Here is a 16,954-nt window from a genome sequence, read left to right on the forward strand (position 1 = left end):
GGGTCTTCTCGCGTGTGGGCTCGGCACCGGCTGGAAGCGTTCACCGCCGTGCTCGCGGCGGTGCTGGGCGCTGTCTATCTGCTGCTTCCGCCGATGGGCTCCGACCTGGCCGCGCAGCAGGCCCGCGCCGACTTCTTCGCCACGCACGGTTACACCCCGATCGACCTGCGGTGGTACGCCGGGGTCGACCAGCTCGGCTACAGCCTGACCTCACAGCCCGTGATGGCCCTCTTAGGTGTACGGGTCACCGGCGCGCTGACGCTGCTGGCCGGCGCGATCCTGTTCGCCGTCCTGCTGCGCCGCACCGAGGCACCGCGCCCGCTGCTCGGCGCGGTCGTGGGCACGCTGTGTCTGGCCGGCAACCTGGTGAGCGGCCGGGTGACGTACGGCCTGGGGGTCTGCCTCGGGCTCGCCGCCTTGGTCGCCCTGACCACCGCGCACCCCGCCCGGCCCACCACCGCACACCCGGCTTCTCGGCGGGCCCGCCCCGCTTTCTGGCGCGCCCGCCCCACTTCTTGGCGCGCCTGGCTCGCTTCTTGGCGGGCCTGGCTCGCTTCCTGGCGGGCCTGGCTCGCTTCCTGGCGGGCCTGGCTCGCGCCGGTCCTGGCTCTGCTCGCCGCCGCGACGAGCCCGGTCGCCGCCCTCTTCCTAGGCCTGGCCGGGGCGGCGCTGCTGCTGAGCGGCCGCGTGCGGCCCGGCCTGATGATCGCCGTCCCCGCCGCGATCCCCCTCGCCCTGACCGCCCTGCTCTTCGGCGACGGCGGCTGGATGAACATCAGCCGCACCGACACCCTGCTCGCCGTCGTCGCGTCGCTGGCCGTGGCCGTCCTGGTCCCGCTTCGCCCCATCCGCGTCGGCGCCCTGCTCTCCGCCGCCGGCGTGCTGGCCGCCTCCCTGATCCACACCCCCGTGGGCCTCAACGCGACCCGCCTGTCGGTGACGTTCACCCTCCCGCTCCTGGCCGCCTACGCCGCCCTCCCCCGCCTCTCCTCCCGGGTACGCTCCCCCCTCGATCCGAACCAGAGCCCGCCGCCCACCGCCCCCTCCGACGGCACGCCGCCCTCTCGTGCCGGGTTGCGGGCCGCCCGCCCTCTCCCCCGGTGGGCAGTCCTCGTACTGCTGGTCGTGGCCTGCTGGTGGCAGCCGCCCGTCGTGACCGGGGACCTGCGCGACATCGGTAACCCGACGGCCGACGCGGCGTTCTTCCAGCCCCTGCGCGACCGGCTCGGCCAGGAACAGTTGACCGGCCGGCTCGAGATCCCGGCCACGCGCGACTACTGGGAAGCAGCACACCTGGGCGAAATCCCGTTGGCCCGAGGCTGGCTCCGGCAGGCCGACATCGACCGAAATCCGCTGTTCTTCACCGACATTCCAGGCGCCCGGGGTACCGGCGTCGCGCTCACTCCCGACAGCTACCGTGCGTGGCTCGACGAGCTGGCCGTCCAATTCGTCGCCGTGCCCGACACCGAGCTGACCTGGTCGGGCCGACCCGAGGCCGAGCTGATCACCGCCGGACTCCCCTACCTGACCGAGATCTGGCAGGACCGGAACTGGCGTCTCTACCGGGTCACCGACCCGCGCCCGATCGTCGCCACCCCCGCCACCCTGGTCCGGCAGGGCTCGGCCGCGCTGACCTTCGACGCTCCGGCCGCCGGCGCGATCCCGTTGCGGCTGCGCTGGAACCGCTGGCTGACGATCGACGGCGGCTCGCTGGAACGCGACGGCGACTGGGTCGTGGCCCGCGTCCCCCGCCCCGGCCGCTACACCGTGACCAGCTAGCGCTCTGTCCGGTTGCGTCGGGCCCCTACAACTCGCCCAGCACCCGATTGCGCGTGTGCTGATAGATCACCGAGCTACGAAAGCCGACGATCTCCCGCCGCTGACTGAACTTGTCCATCAGGAACGAGTGCAGGCCGTCCACGCTCGGGACCGCCACGTGAACCAGCAGGTCGTCCCCGCCCGCGACGACGAACACCGACACGACTTCGGGCAGCCCGGTGACGTACGCCTTGAGGTTCTCGATGATCTCGCGGCTCATCGGGCGCACCTGGACGTGCAGGAACGCCTGGACGTGCCGGTTGAGCGCGCCCAGGCTGATCTCGGCGTGATAACCGGTGATCACCCCACGGTCACGAAGCAGCCGTACGCGTTCCAGGCACGTCGACGGTGCGATGCCGACCGCCCGGGCGAGGTCGCGATTGCTCTGCCGGGCGTTCGACTGCAATTCCCGCACGATCGCCGAATCAATGTCGTCCACGGGCCGGCCTTTCGGGCGTTCTGCCGAATATCGTTCGGTGAAGCCTCATTGATGTTGAACGCGGATCTAGCGTCAGCCCATGTTCTCGCACGAACGAGTCCTCATCCGGCGGGGCCCCGAGTCCGGCCGGCCGATCATCGTCGCCGTCCACTCCACGGCGCTGGGCCAGGCACTGGGCGGCTGCCGCCTGAAGGCGTACCCCGATTGGCGCGCGGGCCTGGACGACGCGCTGCGCCTCTCGGCCGCCATGTCCGACAAGTGCGCCCTGGCCGGCCTCCCCAACGGCGGCGGCAAAACTGTGATCGTCCTGCCTTCGGCGGGCCCGGATCCCGCGGACGACGCCGAGCTGCGGCGGGCCGCCCTGCGTGACGCGGGCACGGTGATCGAGGAGCTGGGCGGCCTCTATGCGACCGGCCCCGACGTAGGCACGGGCCCCGACGACATGGTCACGATCGGCGAGCGCACCCGGCACGTCTTCTGCCGCCCGATCGCCGCCGGGGGCAGCGGCGACTCCTCCCCGGGCACTGCGGCCGGCACGATCGCCGCGCTGCGGGCGGTCTGCGAGACGCGGTTCGGTTCCGGCGATCTCGCCCGGCGCAGCTTCGCGGTGCTCGGCTTAGGCCGGGTCGGCGGCCGGGTGGCCCGCCTGCTCGCCGAGGCCGGCGCGAAACTGGTCGTCGCCGACGTCGACCCGGCCAAACGATCACTGGCCGACGAGCTCGGCGCGGCTTGGTCCACACCGGACGAGGCTCTGGCCGCCCCGGTCGACGTGCTGGTGCCGGCCGCGCTGGGTGGCGTTCTGACCCCGGCCACGGTGGCCCGGCTCCGGTGCGCTGCCGTAGCCGGACCGGCGAACAACCAGATCGACGCCCCGTCGACCGCCGATCTGCTGCACGCCCGCGACATCCTGTGGGCGCCGGACTATGTGGTCAGTGCCGGCGGTGTCATCAGCGCCACCGCCGTCGAACTGCGCCACGAGACTCCCGCCCAGGTCGCGGCACGGCTCAACGGCATCGCGGACACCCTGACCCAGCTCTTCGCCGCGGCTCGTCGCGACGGGGTCACCCCGAGCGCGGCGGCCACGGCGGAAGCACGCCGCCGGATCAGTCGCCCGCGCGGGCAGGCGGGCTGACCGGTTCGGCGCGCTCGTAGGGGAAGTTCAGCGGCGCGTCGTCCGGCAGGTCGGCGAAGTGCGCGTTGAGATGGGCGTACGGGTTGCGCCGCGGGTCGCGGGCCGCACGGGCGACCCGGCGCTCCTGCCTGCGCAGGGTGGCCGCCAGCCGTAGCGCCGGCCACATGCGCAGGCGGCGCGACGAATCGAGGGCGGCCAGCACCCGGGCAAGGCTTTCCCGGTCACGCTCGGGCACGCAGGTCAGCACGATGATCAGGGGGATGACCGCCGCCGCGATTTCGCTCAGGACGAGCAGGAGCACCAGCAGCGCGACGATCCCGGCCAGCACGATGATGGTCATCGACGTTCTCCTGTCCGTGGGACGAGGGCGGATCGGACGGGCGTACGGCCGGACGGTCGGAAAGGCCGGCCCGCGGCGCTTCGGGAAGGGGCGGGATAACGGGAGGGGGATACATCCGAGGTGGACAGGAGAGACAGCATGATGGACCTCCGAGTCAGGCCGCATATGCACCACCAAGGGCTCTGACGTCGTCGTCGATCGGCGAGAGAACACCGTCCGCAGCCAGGTCACCGCTTCAATGTCGACTCTCCGCGAACCCTCACCCCTGAATATCCACGTCTATGCACAACGCCGCAAGCCTGATCCGCTGACGTGAATGCGATTCCTGGCTTGTTCACGATGAGTCAGCGGTGGTGTCCGTATACTGCACGGTGTGGTTGCATGGGGTTATGCACTGCACCGAGTGGCGGCCGAACCACTATTCGCTGACGCTGCATAACGACTTGACATCCCGCCGCCGTGAGTTTCAGATGCTGCACCTGGCGGGCGGTAATGTCCGGTCGTGACAAATCAACCGTTAACGGTCGTTCAGAATGCATCGCCGCAGCTGACCATCGTTACCTCGCTCTGTGGCAGCGGTACCTGCCCGACCGTCTACAAAACCGATCGGGACACGTACCTGGTGCAGGGCTATACAGTGACGGCCCGGGACGCGGGCCTCGATCTCCCCGCGGGCGAGCAGCTCGTCGAGATCCCGGCCGAGATTTTCGCCCAGGCGATGAAAGCGATCAACTGACCACATACGACGCACGCGAAGGGGGCGGGACAGCGTGAGCGACTCGCCCACCTTCACGAACGGCGGTGACGAGCCCGTCGGCGCGACCCTGGCCCGTTGGCGCAAGCGCAGGAAGATCTCCGGCCAGTCGCTCGGCGAACAGGTCGGCATGAGCCAGGCCAAGATCTCCCGGCTCGAGACCGGCGTCTCCGACCCCGACCCGCACGACGTCCGCCTCATCGCCGAAGGCCTGGAACTGCCGGCCGACGAGGTCGACCGCCTGGTCACGCTGGCCGAGCGCTCGGGTGACCAACTCACCGACTGGCACTCGACCGAGCCCAACCTGCTCAATCAGCAGCAGTTCGTACGCCAGCTCGAGGCGCCCGCCCGCGAGGTCCGCGTCTTCCAGCCCGCCGTGGTCGCGGGCCTGTTGCAGACCAGCGAATATGCCCGCGCCGTCCTCAGCGCCTATCGCACCGAGCTGGCCGACGACCTGATCGCCGACTCGGCGCGGGCCGTGACCGAGGCCGTGACCGCCCGCATGCGGCGCAGCGAGGTGCTCGACGACCCCGACCGGCAGTTCACGATCGTGCTGACCGAGAGCTCGATCAGTAACCAGATGTGCCCGCCGGCCGAGATGCTCGCCCAGATCACCCGCCTCCGCGAGGTCGCCCGGCAGTCCAACGTGGGCCTGCAGATCGTCCCCGACACTGCGAGATGGCCGTTCCCCCCGCTGCACGGCTTCGAGCTGATGGGCGACCGGCACGTCATGGTCGACCTCATGAACGGCAGCATCGTCTCCCGGGGCGGCCGCCGCACGGTCCGGCAATACCGGCGGGTCTTCGACGCGATCGAGCTCATCGCGGTGTCCGAGATCGACACCATTCTGGACAGGCACGAGCGGACCTACATCCAGATGCTGTCCGAGGCCGTTGTGTAACCAGTTGTTACGAAACGGAATCTCTCCGTACCGTTGGTGTCATGACGACACATGAGGATCAAGTCGCCACGACCGAGGACGTCCGACTGACCCGCCTCGCGGGCCAGTGCGGGGCGGGGACCTGCCCGACTATCTATCGCACCGACCGCGCGACCATCGTGGTGCAGGGCTACGTGGTGAAAGACGACAGTGCCGGAGTGAAGGTGCCCGACGGCGAGCGCCTCGTCGAGATTCCCGTCGAGGTGTTGCTGGCCGCCGCCGACAAGATCCGTGAGCAGGGCTGAGAAAAGACCTGCTCAGCGGGCCTGAGACAGCGTCGTCACCAGGCGAAACGGCCCTTCTTCTTGGGGCGGCGGAAGCCCTGCAGGGTGTCCGCCCCCTGCCGCAGCAGGCGGGTGCCGCGACTCGGACCGCGCTTGGCCTCGAGCTTCTCACTCAGTTTGCGGGCGCCGGCCGCGGCGAGCGGGACGGCGATGGCCATGATTGCGAAGCGCTTCACAAGGTTGAACAGCATGGCGCGTATGTACCCAAAGTTACGACTCCAGAACCCGTTCCATCGCCGCGCGGGAACGGCGGGTCAGACGCAGGTAGCGGTCGACGAACTCGCCCGGGTCGCCGCCGCCGAGAATCTGGACGGTCCCCGCGAGTTCGACGCCGTGGCGGGGCAGTTGATCGGTCGGGCGGCCGCGCACCAGGGTCAGCGCGTTGCGCACCTCGGCGGCCAGGGTCCAGCCGGCTGTCATCGCGTCGGCGTCGGCCTTGTCCACCAGTGATGCTTCGACCGCGGCGTCCAGGGCGGCCAGCGTGCGGGTGCGGCGCAGCGACGGTACGGCGTACGCGTGCCGCAGTTGCAGCAGCTGGATGGCCCACTCCACGTCGGACAGCCCGCCCCGCCCCAGCTTGGTGTGGGTCTGCGGGTCGGCGTTTCGGGGCAGGCGCTCCACCTCGACGCGGGCCTTGATGCGCCGGATCTCGACGACCTGCTCGCGGGTCAGGCCGCCCTCGGGATAGCGGATCTTGTCGGCCATCCGCTCGAAATCGCGGCCCAGGTCTTCGTCGCCGCAGACGAACCGGGCCCGTAGCAGGGCCTGCGCCTCCCAGACGCGTGACCAGCGGGCGTAGTACTGCTGGTACGCGGCGAGGCTGCGTACCAGCGGGCCCTGCCGCCCCTCGGGGCGCAGGTCGGCGTCGATGCCCAGTTCGGGGTCGGGCGCGGGGGCGGTCAGAGCGCGGCGCAACTCCTCGGCGACCGAGCGGGCGGCCGCGCTGAGGTCGGAACTGTCGGGACCGCCGTAGACGAACAGCACGTCGGCGTCGGACGGGTAGCTCATCTCGTAGCCGCCGAGCCGTCCCATGCCGATGATCGCGAAGCGCAGGCCGTCGTGCCGGTGCACGCGGCGGGCCACGGTGAGGGCGGCGTTCAGGGTCGCGTCGGTGACGTCGGACAGGGCGATGCCGATCGCATTGACGTCGACCGGCTGGGCCGGGGCCAGCTCGCCGGCCTCGCTGAGCACGTCGGCGCAGGCGAGGCGGAACAGCTCGCGGCGGCGGCGGGCGCGGACGGCCGCGATCGCCTTCACGGGGTCGTCGGCGTAGCGGTCGGCGGCGGCCGCGAAGCCGTCGATCAGCGACTCGCGCGAGCGGGGCTGCAGTTCGGCGTCGTCGGCCAGCAGGCGCAGCGCCTCGGGGTCGCGGGTCAGCAGGTCGGTGGCGTAGCGGGAGAGGCTGAGCACGCGAGCCAGCCGGCGGGCGACCGGGCCGCCGTCACGCAGCAGTCGCAGGTACCACGGTGTGCTGCCGAGCTTGTCGGACACGTGGCGATAGTTGAGCAGGCCACGATCGGGTTCGGGCGCGTCGGCGAACTCCTGCAGCAGCATCGGCAGCAGGGTGCGCTGGATCGCCGAGGTGCGGGTGACGCCGCCGGTGAGGGCCTGCAGGTGGCGCAGCGCGCCCGACGGGTCGGCGAAGCCGAGCACCTCGAGACGGCGCCCGGCCGACTCGGGGGTCATGCGCAGCGCCTCGGCCGGCACCCGGGCCACGGCCTCGAGCAGCGGTTGGTAGAGCAGCTTGACGTGCAGGCGGCGCACCTGGGCGGCGTGACCCACCCAGTCGGAGCGGAACGCTTCGACCGCGTCGCGGCCGGGCATGGCCGTGTAGCCGAGCGCGGCGGCCAGCCAGCGCACTCCGCCGGGGTCGTCGGGCACGGTGTGCGTACGCCGGAGCTGTTGAAGCTGGAGCCGGTGCTCGACGCCGCGCAGGAACCGGTAGCCCCGCAGCAGCGTCTCGCCGTCGTCGCGGCCCACGTAGCCGCCCGTGACCAGTGCCCGCAGCGCCGGGATGGTGCCGGGCTGGCGCAGCGTCTCGTCGACCCGGCCGTGCACGAGCTGCAGCAGCTGCACGGCGAACTCGATGTCGCGCAGCCCGCCGGGACCGCGCTTGATCTCGCGATCGACCTCGTGGGACGGCACGTTCGCGATGATCTTGCGGCGCATGTCGCGGACGTCGGGGACCGCCTCGGGTCGCTCGGCCGCGTGCCACACCAGCGGAGCCAGGTCGTCGATCCAGCGCCGGCCCAGCGCCAGGTCGCCGGCGGCCGGACGGGCCTTGAGCAGCGCCTGGAACTCCCAGGTGCGCGCCCAGCGGCGATAGTAGGCCTGGTGGCTGGCGAGGGTGCGGACCAGCGGGCCACGGCTGCCCTCGGGCCGCAGCGCGGCGTCGACCGGCCAGGCGACCATGCCGCAGATCTCGATGAGGCGGGCGGCGACGATCGTGCCGGTGCTCAGGTCTTCATCACTGTCGGCGACGAAGATGACATCCACGTCGGACACATAGTTGAGCTCGTTTCCCCCGCACTTACCCATCGCCACGACAGCCAGGCTCGGCTCCGCGGTTCCCTGGGGCAGACCCGCGACAGCGATGGCGTACGCCGCCCCGAGCGTCTCGTCGGCCAGCCGGGACAACGCGATCATCGTGGGCTCGAGCCCCCGGCCCCCGGTGAGATCGGCGGCGGCGATGCGCAGCAGGGCGACGCGATAGGCCCGGCGCAACGCGGGCACGGTGAACTCTTCGGGCTCGAGGTGCCCCTCGGCGTTGGGCGGCAGCCCGGTGTGGCCGGTGGCAAGTTCGCGCCAGTCATCGACGTTGGCCACCAGGTGGTCACCGAGCGCCGACGACGCCCCCAGCACGGCGATGAGGCGCCGGCGCAGCCCCGGATCGTCGCCCAGCGCGCCGATCAGCTCTTCGGATGCCTCGTTGGCCGGGATCTCGCCGCCCGGCCCGGTGACCCGCCCGCCGTTGCCACGCGCGGCGGCCCGCGCGGCCGCCTCGACCAGCCGGTGAAGCTGGCGCAAGGCCAGATTGGGGTCGGCCGCGCGCGACAGCGACGTGAGCAGCTCGGCGGCGTCGGGATTGTTCGGGGCCTGCGACTCGGCGTCCCACAACCGCAGGCCGGTCGGCCCGAGCAGGTCGGACGCGCGGGCGCCGTTGTCGGCGAAGCCGTAGCGGGCGAGCCGGCTGGGCCTGGTCACCGTCAGTGCCCCAGCAGCGGGAGGGTGCGGGGGATGTCGGAGTCGGGCAGGGTGCCGAGGGCGAGCGAGGCGAAGCGGGCGGCGAACGGCTGCCACACCTCTTCGACGTCGGCCAGCACCTCGGTGGTGGCGTAGACGACGGCCTCGGGGTCGTAGCCGAGCTCGTCCAGCGTGGCCCGGTCGTCGGCGGCCCACCGCTCGATCATGTCGGCGTCGCACTCGATGTGGAACTGCAGACCCCAGGCCCGGTCGCCGAGCCGGAAGGCCTGATGCGGGTAGCGGCTGGACGCGGCGAGCAGAACTGCGGTGAGCGGCAGCTCGGTGATCTCGTCGCGGTGCCACTGGATGACGTCGGGCAGCAGCGGGACCCATTTGAACAGTGGGTCGCGGTCGGCCTTGTCGCGCTTGCCGACCAGCCCCGGGCCGATCTCGGGCCCGCTCGTGCCGCGCTCGACGAGCCCGCCGTGCGCGCCGGCCAGCAACTGCGCGCCGAGGCAGACGGCGAGGGTCGGCACGCGGTGGCGCACGGCCTTGCGCAGCAACCCCTCCAGCGCCGGGAACCAGGGCGCACCCGGCACCCCGTCGGGGTCGGCGTACGCGTTCTGGTCGCCGCCCATCACGACGAGCGCGAGGTAGCCGTCGAGGTTCTCGGGCAGCTCGTCGCCGGCGTGCGGCCGCAGCACGGTCAGTTCCAGCCCGGCCTCGGTCAGCCAGTCCCCCAGCCGCCGGGGGTCGTCGGTCGGATCGTTCTCGATGACAAGTGCAGTCGCCACGCCCACGAGGTTATCCCGTCGCTTTACCCTGCACCGCATGTCCGGTGCGCCCCTCCTGGTGTTGGTCTCCGTCGCGTCCATCCAGTTCGGCTCGGCCGTCGGGCGCACGCTCTTCGACGACCTCGGCGCGACCGGGGTGGTGCTGCTGCGCGTCTCGCTCGCCGCGCTGGTGCTGGCCGTGGTGACCCGCCCCCGGCTGCGGGAATGGTCGCGGGCGGCGTGGCGGGCGGCGGCGATGCTCGGAGTGTCGGTGGCCGGACTGAACCTGTTGACCGCGCTGGCGATGCGCACGATTCCGCTCGGCGTGGTCGTCACCGTGTCGTTCCTCGGTCCGCTCACCGTGTCGCTCGTGCAGACGCGGCGGCTGCTCGACCTGCTCTGGGCGTTGCTGGCCGGGGCCGGGGTCGCGCTGCTGTGGTGGAATCCGGGCGCGTCCCTGCCGCCGGGCGGGCTGCTGCTGGCCGCGCTGGCCGGGGTGTGCGGGGCGGGCTACATCGTGCTCACCGCGCGGATCGGCAACCTGGTGCCGGGCGTGGGCGGGCTGCCCGTCTCGCTGACGGTCGCGGCCCTGGTCGCCTTCCCGTTCGGCGTCACCGGGGCGAGCGCCGTGATCGAGCGCCCGGCCCTCTTGATCGGCGCGGCTTCGGTGGCCCTGCTGCAGACCGTTTTCCCGTACGTCCTGGAGCTGCTGGCGCTGCGCCGAATTCCGACCCGGGTCTTCGGCGTCCTCGCGAGCCTGAACCCGGCCGCCGCCGCGATAGCCGGCCTGATCGTACTGGGTCAGCGTCTGGGGACGGCCCAACTGGTCGCGCTGGCGCTGGTGACGCTGGCGAGCGCCGGGGTGACCGCCCGGCTCCGGTAGCAACGGGTTCCGGGCGCGACCACGCACGCAGGTCGCCGTGGTGGGGTGGGCGTTCTGGGCGCGCCAGCGCCCTGCTCACCCCGCCACGGCCCTCGGCGTGAGCGACGGTCCGTCACCCACTACCCCGCTACGACATCCAGCTCTTGATCTTTAAGAGATGCAGGCACACACGATGAGGGCGGCGCCGAAGTGCGAGGCCGAGCTGACCCATGCGCCGCCGTGGCGTTCCGGGGTGCAGATGACCTCGCCGAGTTTGCCCGGGGTCATCCAGTCGAGGACCAGGAACGCCAGGCCCATGATGGCGATGCCGATGAGCCCGAAGATGACCGTCGACGCCAGCCCCTGGCCGAACGAGTCGAAGCTCGTGAAGATCGCGGTGAACACGATCGCGGCGATGCCGAGCTGGTTGGAGGCCAGCAGCAGCGACGCGTTCGGGTTGCGTTCGATCCAGATCAGGTCGCGCAGTTTTCCCGGTGTGAGCAGGTCGATGAGCACATAGCCGACGGCCATCAATCCGATGCCGACGATTCCGAAGACGATGCTGCGCCCAGCACCCTCGAGCAGATCTTGAAGCACGGCCACTCCCTTGTCGCGCGACGTCAGGAGTGACCGTACAAGAAAGGATCTACATGTGGTTACAGCGCGCCCAGGTAACGCTGCCTTTCGTAGGGCGTCACCTCGTGCCGGTACTGCTCCCACTCGGCCCGCTTGTTGCGCAGGAAGAAGTCGAACACGTGCTCGCCGAGCACTTCGGCGACCAGCTCGGACTTGCTCATCACGTCGATCGCCTCGGAGAGGTTTTCCGGAAGCGCGTCGTAACCGGCCGCCTTGCGCTCGGCGGGCGAGAGCGACCACACGTCGTCTTCGGCGCCCGGCGGCAGCTCGTAGCCCTCCTCGATGCCCTTCAGACCGGCGCCGAGCATGACGGCGAAGGCCAGGTAGGGGTTGGTCGCCGAGTCGATCGAGCGGACCTCGACGCGGGCCGAGTTGGGCTTGCCGAAGGCCGGCACACGCACGAGGGCCGAGCGGTTGAGGTGACCCCAGCTCACGAACGCGGGCGACTCGGTGATCGTGTTGGGCAGCTGCAACGGGAAGAGCCGCTTGTACGAGTTCACGTACTGGTTTGTGACGGCGGTGTATTCCCGCGCGTGCACGAGTAGACCGGCGATGAACGCCCGCGCGGTCTTGGACAGCTTCATGGGGTCGTCGCCGTCGTAGAACGCGTTGCGCTCGCCCTCGAACAGCGACAGGTGGGTGTGCATGCCGCTGCCGGGCTGGTCGGTGAACGGCTTCGGCATGAACGTCGACCGCACGCCCTGGGTCAGCGCGACCTCTTTGACCACGTGACGGAAGGTCATGATGTTGTCCGCCGTGGTCAGCGCGTCGGCGTAGCGCAGGTCGATCTCTTGCTGGCCGGGCGCGACCTCGTGGTGGCTGAACTCGACCGAGATGCCGATGCGCTCGAGCGCGAGGACGGCCTGACGGCGGAAGTCGCGGGCCACGGCGTGGGTGGTGTGGTCGAAGTAGCCGCCCGTGTCGACCGGGATCGGGATCGACCCATCAAGAGGCCCGTCTTGCACCAGGAAGAACTCGACCTCGGGGTGGGTGTAGAAGGTGAAGCCCTTCTCAGCCGCCTTGGCCAGGGCGCGGCGCAGCACGTGGCGCGGGTCGGCCCAGGCGGCGCTACCGTCGGGCAGCAGGATGTCGCAGAACATGCGGGCGCTCTCGCCGCTGGCGCCGCCCTCGAACGGGAAGACCTGGAACGTCGTCGGGTCGGGCATGGCGACCATGTCGGACTCGAAGACCCGGGCGAAGCCCTCGATCGCCGAGCCGTCGATGCCGATGCCCTCTTCGAACGCCGACTCCAGCTCGGCCGGGGCGACCGACACACTCTTCAGGGTGCCGAGCACATCGGTGAACCAGAGACGGACAAAACGGATGTCGCGCTCCTCGAGAGTGCGAAGCACGAACTCCTGCTGTCGGTCCACGTCCACCCCTTGTAGTGATGCCCTGACGAGCCAGTCTTACCCCGTTCGGTTACGCCGACATTACGCTGGCCCGGCGCCCTGCCGATGTCCCGGGTAGGGATAAAACGCCTGTGACAACCTCCACTCACCCCTGACCGGCACGCCACCCCGGGTGGGACGATTTTCCCGTACCCGGGGACCGCGCCCCAGCGGCCTCGAGGGAAGGAGAAACGCCATGTCAGAGATCCCCACCCTGTACGGTGGCCCACCCACACGACGGGTGCGCACCCGCGACCTGCTGGCCGCCAAGAGCCGCGGCGACCGCTGGCCCATGCTGACCTCCTACGACCAATACACGGCCTCGATCTTCGACCAGAACGGCGTACCGGTTCTGCTGGTCGGCGACTCGGCCGCCAACAACGTCTTCGGCCACGAGAGCACCCTGCCGATCACCGTTGACGAACTGTTGCCCCTGGTCCGCGCCGTGGTCCGGGCCACCAAGACCGCGCTGATCGTGGCCGACCTGCCGTTCGGCAGCTACGAGGAGGGCCCCACCCAGGCCCTGCGCACCGCCGTCCGCTTCATGAAAGAGTCGGGCGCCCACGCGGTCAAGCTCGAGGGCGGCCGCCGCGTCGCCCCCCAGATCGAAGCCCTCACCGGCGCCGGCATCCCGGTCATGGGCCACGTCGGCTTCACCCCGCAGAGCGAGCACACCCTCGGCGGCTACCGTGTGCAGGGCCGCGACAACGAGGGCGCTGAAGTGCTGGCCGACGCTCGCGCCGTCGCCGAGGCGGGCGCGTTCGCCGTGGTCCTGGAGATGGTTCCCGGCGAGGTAGCCAAGACCGTCACCAAAGAGCTCGAGATCCCGACGGTCGGCATCGGCGCGGGTCCCGACACCGACGCCCAGGTGCTGGTCTGGCAAGACATGGCCGGCCTGCGCACGGGCCGCATGCCCCGCTTCGTGAAGCAGTACGCCGACCTGGCCGGCGCCCTCTCCGAAGCCACCCGCCAGTTCGCCGCCGAAGTCCGTGGCGGCGAGTTCCCGGCGTCGGAACACACCTTTTAGGTACGCCGGGCCCGACCGATACGTGACGGATCGTCGGCGACTCAGGGGTGCTCGAACTGGACCTTACGAGTCTCGGGGTCGGCGACGGTCAGGCGGGCCTGGATGCGGGCGCCGAGTGGGAGGGTACCCAGGCAGCGGGCGCGGACGGCCGGCTCGTCGATCGCGACGGTGCCCTGGGGCGGGCGGCCCTTGGACGGATTGTCGAGGTCGACGACGCCGGCGTCGAAGAGTTCGCCCACGCGGCCGTGCAGCAGGACGGCCTCGGCCAGGTCGATCGCCGCGCGGTCGGCCGAGCCGGCCAGGCGGTCGGACTCGGACATCGCCTTCGGGAGCCGGGGCAGGGCGGCCCGGGCCCACTCGGGGATCGCCTCGCCCGCCGCGACGGCCAGGCAGACCTCGGTCGCGTAGCGGTCGGCCAGCCGGCGCAAGGGGGCCGTGACGTGTGCGTAGGGGGCGCCGACGCCGCCGTGGCCGGTCTGCTCGGGCGGGGTGCCGTCGAACGGCGTGTAGGCCGCGCCGCGCAGCAGGTCGGCCGCCTGGTCGAGGAAGGCGGCGCCGCGCGGGCTCGCCGGGTCGACCGAGGCCACCACCGCGCCGACCTGGGAGCCGGCCGGCCAGAGAACGCCCAGGGACTTCGCGGCGGCCTGCAGTTTCGCGACCGCCTCGGGTTTCGGCGGTGGCATGGTGCGCAGCAACCCGACCCCGGCGCCCAGCATCAGTTCGGCCGCGGCCATGCCGGTGAGCAGCGAGATCTGCGCGTTGTGCTCCTCGATCGCGAGCGGCGCCCGCAGCACGAGACGCCAGCCGCCGTTGTCGGGCTCGACCTCCTGCTCGGGCAGCGGCAGGTTGACCGCGCCCCGCTCGGCCGCCCGCGCGGCGAGCAGCGCACCCAGCTCGGGCAGCAGCGCGAGGGGTTCGGGCGGGGTGCCCGCGTCGACCTGTTGCTGCACGGCCTCGTAGCTCAGCTTGGCCCGGCTGCGCACCACGGCCCGCTCGAGCCCCACGGAGGTCGTTGCCCCGTCGGCGTCGAGGTCGATCGTCCACACGACGGCCGCTCGGTCCACATCGGGGAAAAGACTGACGGAACCCTCGCTGAGCACCGCCGGGTGCAGCGGGATGCGGCCGTCGGGCAGGTAGATCGTCTGACCGCGCACCCAGGTCTCGGTCTCGAGCGGCCCACCCGGCCGTACGTAGGAGGCGACGTCGGCGATCGCGTAGAGCACCCGGTAGCCCCCGCCGGGGCGTCGGCTGAGGTGCATCGCCTGGTCGAGGTCTTGCGACGAGGCGGGGTCGATCGTCACGAACGGCACGTCGGTGCGGTCGGCCGCGCCGGGCGGAGGCCCGGCGGCCGCGGCCGCCTCGGCCTCGGTGAGCGCCTCGGCCGGGAACTCGCCCGGCAGGCTCAGCTCTCGCCGCAGCGAGTCGAAATCGATGCGCGGGGCCCACATCCGTCTGATCGGCACGGGTCATTCCTACCAGCAACACGTCGAGGGCCGCGCCAACGGCGCGGCCCTCGATGATTGGGAGTGACTAGCGGGAACGGCGAGTGGCTGTCTTGCGGGTCGAGGCCGAGACGTCCACCATGTCCGCGGCCGGGGTGTTGCCCAGCGCGGCCTGGCGGGCGGCGGCCGCGGTGGCCGCCTTCGAGACTCGGGACGCGTTGGTCGACGAGTTCTTGGCGGTGGCGCCGGTCCGCGGGGCGTTGGCCGTGCGGGTGGCACGGTTGCGGGTCGGGCCGGCCTCGTTGACGGTGCTCCGCTTCGCGGTCGGGCTGGCCGCGGGCTTGTTGCCGCCGCGCGAGGTAACGGGGCTGAGCCCGGCGATCTTGGTGACCGCCGAGCGGGGTGCGGCGGCCGGACGGCTGGGAGCCGTCTCGACCGCGGCGCGGCCGATCGACCGCGGCGTCGCCGGCTTGCGGGCCGCCGCCGGCTTGGCGGCAGAGGCGGAGGCCGTCTTCTTGGCCGCCGTCGACTTGGCCGCCCTCTTCGCGGCAGCGGGCCGGGCGGTCGCGGCCTTCTTGGCCGAGGCCGGCGCGGACTTCTTCGTGGTGGCCGGCTTCGCGGACGCGGCCTTCTTCGCCGAGGCCGATGCGGGCTTCGCGGCCGTGGCCTTCGTGGCGGCCGCAGTCTTCTTCGCGGCCGTGGTCTTCTTGGCGGCCGTCGTCTTCTTGGCGGCCGTGGACTTCTTGACCGCCGCCGACTTGGTCGTCGTGGTCTTCTTCGCGCCGACAGCCGCGGATGTCTTCTTCGCCGCGGTCGCCTTGGAAGCCGTGGCCCTGGTGGCGGACGCCTTCTTGGCCGTCGCCTTGGTCGCCGGCGCCTTCTTGGCCGTCGTCCTGGAAGCCGGCGCCTTCTTCGCGGCCGCCTTGCTCGCCGCGCTCTTGGCCACCGCGGCCTTCTTGGCGGGCGCGGACTTGGCTGCTGTCGCCCGCTTCGCCACGGTCGCCTTCGAAGCGGTCTTCTTGGCCGCGGCCTTGGAAGCAGCAGGCTTCGACGCAGCAGACTTCGAGGCAGCGGACTTCGGAGCCGCCTTGGAAGCAGTCGCCTTCGTACCGGCAGCCTTGGAAGCGGTCTTGGTCGCCGTAGCCTTCGAAGCCGTCGCCTTGGTGGCCGCCTTCTTCGCCGCCGCCGTCGACGTGGCCCCCGCCTTGGCCGCCGCGGCCGCCGCCCGGTTGGCCGCCGCCGTCGCGCTGCGTCCGACCCCCGCCTTGGCCGTCTTGGCCGCGGCCTTGTTCGCCGACGCCGTGGCACCGCGGTTGTAGCCGGCCTTCGAAGTGGTGGCCGCCGCCTTGTTCGCCGACGCCGTGGCCTTGGTGGCCGACGCGACGGAGGCCTTCGAGCCGGCCGCCGCCTTCGAGCCGGCCGCCTTCGACCCGGTCGTGGCCGTGGAAGCCTTGGTCGTTCTCTTGGTCGCGGTCTCCGCCGCCGCAGCCGTCTTCTTGCTCGCTGTCGTCATAGCCCCAGCCTTGGTAGCCGCCGTCTTGGTGGCACGGGCGCGGCCGGCCGGAACCTTGGCCACCCCGGTCTTCGCCCCGCCCGCGGTCTTGCGAGCGGCAGTCTTCTTCGCGGCCCCGGAAGCCCCGCGGGAAGCAGACCCGGAAGCCGTACGGACAGCGGACCCGGTAGCCGCGGATCCCGCAGTCGCGGACGTGCTCGCGGACGAGTCGTCGATCGCAGCCGTCGTCACGCTGGGTCCCGGCTCAGAGGCCGCAGCCGTCCGTCGACGCCCTCCGGTCGTACGCGAAATGCGGTTTTTGTCCCCTCTGGTGGCAGGACTCGGTGCCTTCTTGGCAGCGGCCATCAGGGTGTTCCTCCTTGCGAATGCCTGCGCGAGCGCGAACGGCTGCTGAAATGTCTGTGGGCGTGTCTCCGCTGA

17 protein-coding genes are annotated in these 16,954 nt (G+C 71.4%); 9 read left to right on the forward strand and 8 right to left on the reverse strand.

The window, feature by feature from the left end:
- The first annotated feature begins 93 nt into the window (after positions 1-93).
- Positions 94-1,779: a hypothetical protein gene (locus tag EER30_RS30235; RefSeq protein WP_240670408.1), complete on the forward strand. Its 1,686-nt coding sequence runs from the start codon at positions 94-96 to the stop codon at positions 1,777-1,779.
- Positions 1,780-1,804: 25 nt separating this feature from the next.
- Here EER30_RS30235 and EER30_RS30240 read toward each other — a convergent pair whose 3' ends face one another.
- Positions 1,805-2,257, reverse strand: a complete 453-nt coding sequence (locus EER30_RS30240; protein ID WP_127504050.1) for an Lrp/AsnC family transcriptional regulator — start codon at positions 2,255-2,257, stop codon at positions 1,805-1,807.
- Positions 2,258-2,336: 79 nt separating this feature from the next.
- Here EER30_RS30240 and EER30_RS30245 point away from each other — a divergent pair, with 79 nt between their 5' ends.
- Positions 2,337-3,389 (forward strand): Glu/Leu/Phe/Val dehydrogenase family protein, encoded by a 1,053-nt coding sequence (locus EER30_RS30245; RefSeq protein ID WP_127504051.1) that lies wholly within the window; start codon positions 2,337-2,339, stop codon positions 3,387-3,389.
- Here EER30_RS30245 and EER30_RS30250 read toward each other — a convergent pair.
- Positions 3,361-3,729 (reverse strand): hypothetical protein, encoded by a 369-nt coding sequence (locus EER30_RS30250; RefSeq protein ID WP_127504052.1) that lies wholly within the window; start codon positions 3,727-3,729, stop codon positions 3,361-3,363. The two genes, EER30_RS30245 and EER30_RS30250, sit on opposite strands and share 29 nt — an antisense overlap.
- 502 nt (positions 3,730-4,231) lie before the next feature.
- Here EER30_RS30250 and EER30_RS30255 point away from each other — a divergent pair.
- Genes EER30_RS30255 through EER30_RS30265 form a run of 3 tightly spaced genes read left to right on the forward strand, consistent with a single transcriptional unit; the run spans position 4,232 to position 5,668 of the window.
- Positions 4,232-4,465, forward strand: a complete 234-nt coding sequence (locus EER30_RS30255; RefSeq protein ID WP_240670395.1) for a hypothetical protein — start codon at positions 4,232-4,234, stop codon at positions 4,463-4,465.
- Between the two features lie 34 nt (positions 4,466-4,499).
- Entirely contained in the window at positions 4,500-5,384 is an 885-nt protein-coding gene (locus EER30_RS30260; protein ID WP_164842526.1) for a helix-turn-helix domain-containing protein, read from the forward strand.
- Between the two features lie 41 nt (positions 5,385-5,425).
- Complete coding sequence (locus EER30_RS30265; protein WP_127504054.1) at positions 5,426-5,668, forward strand: hypothetical protein; 243 nt, start codon at positions 5,426-5,428, stop codon at positions 5,666-5,668.
- Positions 5,669-5,703: 35 nt separating this feature from the next.
- On the opposite strand, the gene EER30_RS30270 is transcribed toward EER30_RS30265, so the two are convergent.
- From EER30_RS30270 to EER30_RS30280, 3 genes are read right to left on the reverse strand one after another with little or no spacing between them, the layout of a single operon-like run.
- The gene (locus EER30_RS30270; RefSeq protein ID WP_127504055.1) at positions 5,704-5,898 is read right to left on the reverse strand and encodes a hypothetical protein; all 195 of its coding nucleotides are present in this window, start codon (positions 5,896-5,898) and stop codon (positions 5,704-5,706) included.
- Between the two features lie 19 nt (positions 5,899-5,917).
- On the reverse strand, positions 5,918-8,911 hold the full coding sequence (locus EER30_RS30275; protein WP_127504056.1) for a bifunctional [glutamine synthetase] adenylyltransferase/[glutamine synthetase]-adenylyl-L-tyrosine phosphorylase: 2,994 nt from the start codon (positions 8,909-8,911) through the stop codon (positions 5,918-5,920).
- 2 nt (positions 8,912-8,913) lie between these two features.
- Entirely contained in the window at positions 8,914-9,723 is an 810-nt protein-coding gene (locus EER30_RS30280) for a type 1 glutamine amidotransferase (RefSeq protein WP_205650497.1), read from the reverse strand.
- Here EER30_RS30280 and EER30_RS30285 point away from each other — a divergent pair.
- A complete protein-coding gene (locus EER30_RS30285; protein WP_127504058.1) occupies positions 9,722-10,546 on the forward strand; it encodes an EamA family transporter in 825 nt (274 codons plus the stop codon). The two genes, EER30_RS30280 and EER30_RS30285, sit on opposite strands and share 2 nt — an antisense overlap.
- Positions 10,547-10,696: 150 nt before the next feature.
- On the opposite strand, the gene EER30_RS30290 is transcribed toward EER30_RS30285, so the two are convergent.
- Positions 10,697-11,122, reverse strand: a complete 426-nt coding sequence (locus tag EER30_RS30290) for a DUF350 domain-containing protein (RefSeq protein ID WP_127504059.1) — start codon at positions 11,120-11,122, stop codon at positions 10,697-10,699.
- Between the two features lie 59 nt (positions 11,123-11,181).
- On the reverse strand, positions 11,182-12,534 hold the full coding sequence (locus tag EER30_RS30295) for a glutamine synthetase family protein (RefSeq protein ID WP_127504060.1): 1,353 nt from the start codon (positions 12,532-12,534) through the stop codon (positions 11,182-11,184).
- Between the two features lie 214 nt (positions 12,535-12,748).
- Between EER30_RS30295 and panB the strand changes: the two genes are divergently transcribed.
- Positions 12,749-13,579 (forward strand): 3-methyl-2-oxobutanoate hydroxymethyltransferase, encoded by an 831-nt coding sequence (panB, locus tag EER30_RS30300; RefSeq protein ID WP_127504061.1) that lies wholly within the window; start codon positions 12,749-12,751, stop codon positions 13,577-13,579.
- A gap of 41 nt (positions 13,580-13,620) precedes the next feature.
- Here panB and EER30_RS30305 read toward each other — a convergent pair whose 3' ends face one another.
- A complete protein-coding gene (locus tag EER30_RS30305; protein WP_127504062.1) occupies positions 13,621-15,042 on the reverse strand; it encodes an RNB domain-containing ribonuclease in 1,422 nt (473 codons plus the stop codon).
- A gap of 170 nt (positions 15,043-15,212) precedes the next feature.
- Here EER30_RS30305 and EER30_RS30310 point away from each other — a divergent pair, with 170 nt between their 5' ends.
- Complete coding sequence (locus tag EER30_RS30310; RefSeq protein WP_127504063.1) at positions 15,213-16,340, forward strand: hypothetical protein; 1,128 nt, start codon at positions 15,213-15,215, stop codon at positions 16,338-16,340.
- Positions 16,341-16,355: 15 nt separating this feature from the next.
- Entirely contained in the window at positions 16,356-16,928 is a 573-nt protein-coding gene (locus tag EER30_RS30315) for a hypothetical protein (protein WP_127504064.1), read from the forward strand.
- Positions 16,929-16,954: the final 26 nt, after the last annotated feature.

The organism is Actinoplanes solisilvae, from assembly GCF_003999975.1.
In the GTDB taxonomy this organism is placed as follows: domain Bacteria; phylum Actinomycetota; class Actinomycetes; order Mycobacteriales; family Micromonosporaceae; genus Actinoplanes; species Actinoplanes solisilvae.

Excerpts from the sequence above, each read along its gene's own strand:
- EER30_RS30285 (WP_127504058.1), top strand. The coding sequence starts at position 9,722 with ATGTCCGGTGCGCCCCTCCTGGTGTTGGTCTCCGTCGCGTCCATCCAG.
- EER30_RS30245 (WP_127504051.1), top strand. The coding sequence starts at position 2,337 with ATGTTCTCGCACGAACGAGTCCTCATCCGGCGGGGCCCCGAGTCCGGC.
- EER30_RS30270 (WP_127504055.1), bottom strand. The coding sequence starts at position 5,898 with ATGCTGTTCAACCTTGTGAAGCGCTTCGCAATCATGGCCATCGCCGTC.
- EER30_RS30265 (WP_127504054.1), top strand. The coding sequence starts at position 5,426 with ATGACGACACATGAGGATCAAGTCGCCACGACCGAGGACGTCCGACTG.
- EER30_RS30250 (WP_127504052.1), bottom strand. The coding sequence starts at position 3,729 with ATGACCATCATCGTGCTGGCCGGGATCGTCGCGCTGCTGGTGCTCCTG.
- EER30_RS30280 (WP_205650497.1), bottom strand. The coding sequence starts at position 9,723 with ATGCGGTGCAGGGTAAAGCGACGGGATAACCTCGTGGGCGTGGCGACT.
- EER30_RS30235 (WP_240670408.1), top strand. The coding sequence starts at position 94 with ATGGGCTCCGACCTGGCCGCGCAGCAGGCCCGCGCCGACTTCTTCGCC.
- panB (WP_127504061.1), top strand. The coding sequence starts at position 12,749 with ATGTCAGAGATCCCCACCCTGTACGGTGGCCCACCCACACGACGGGTG.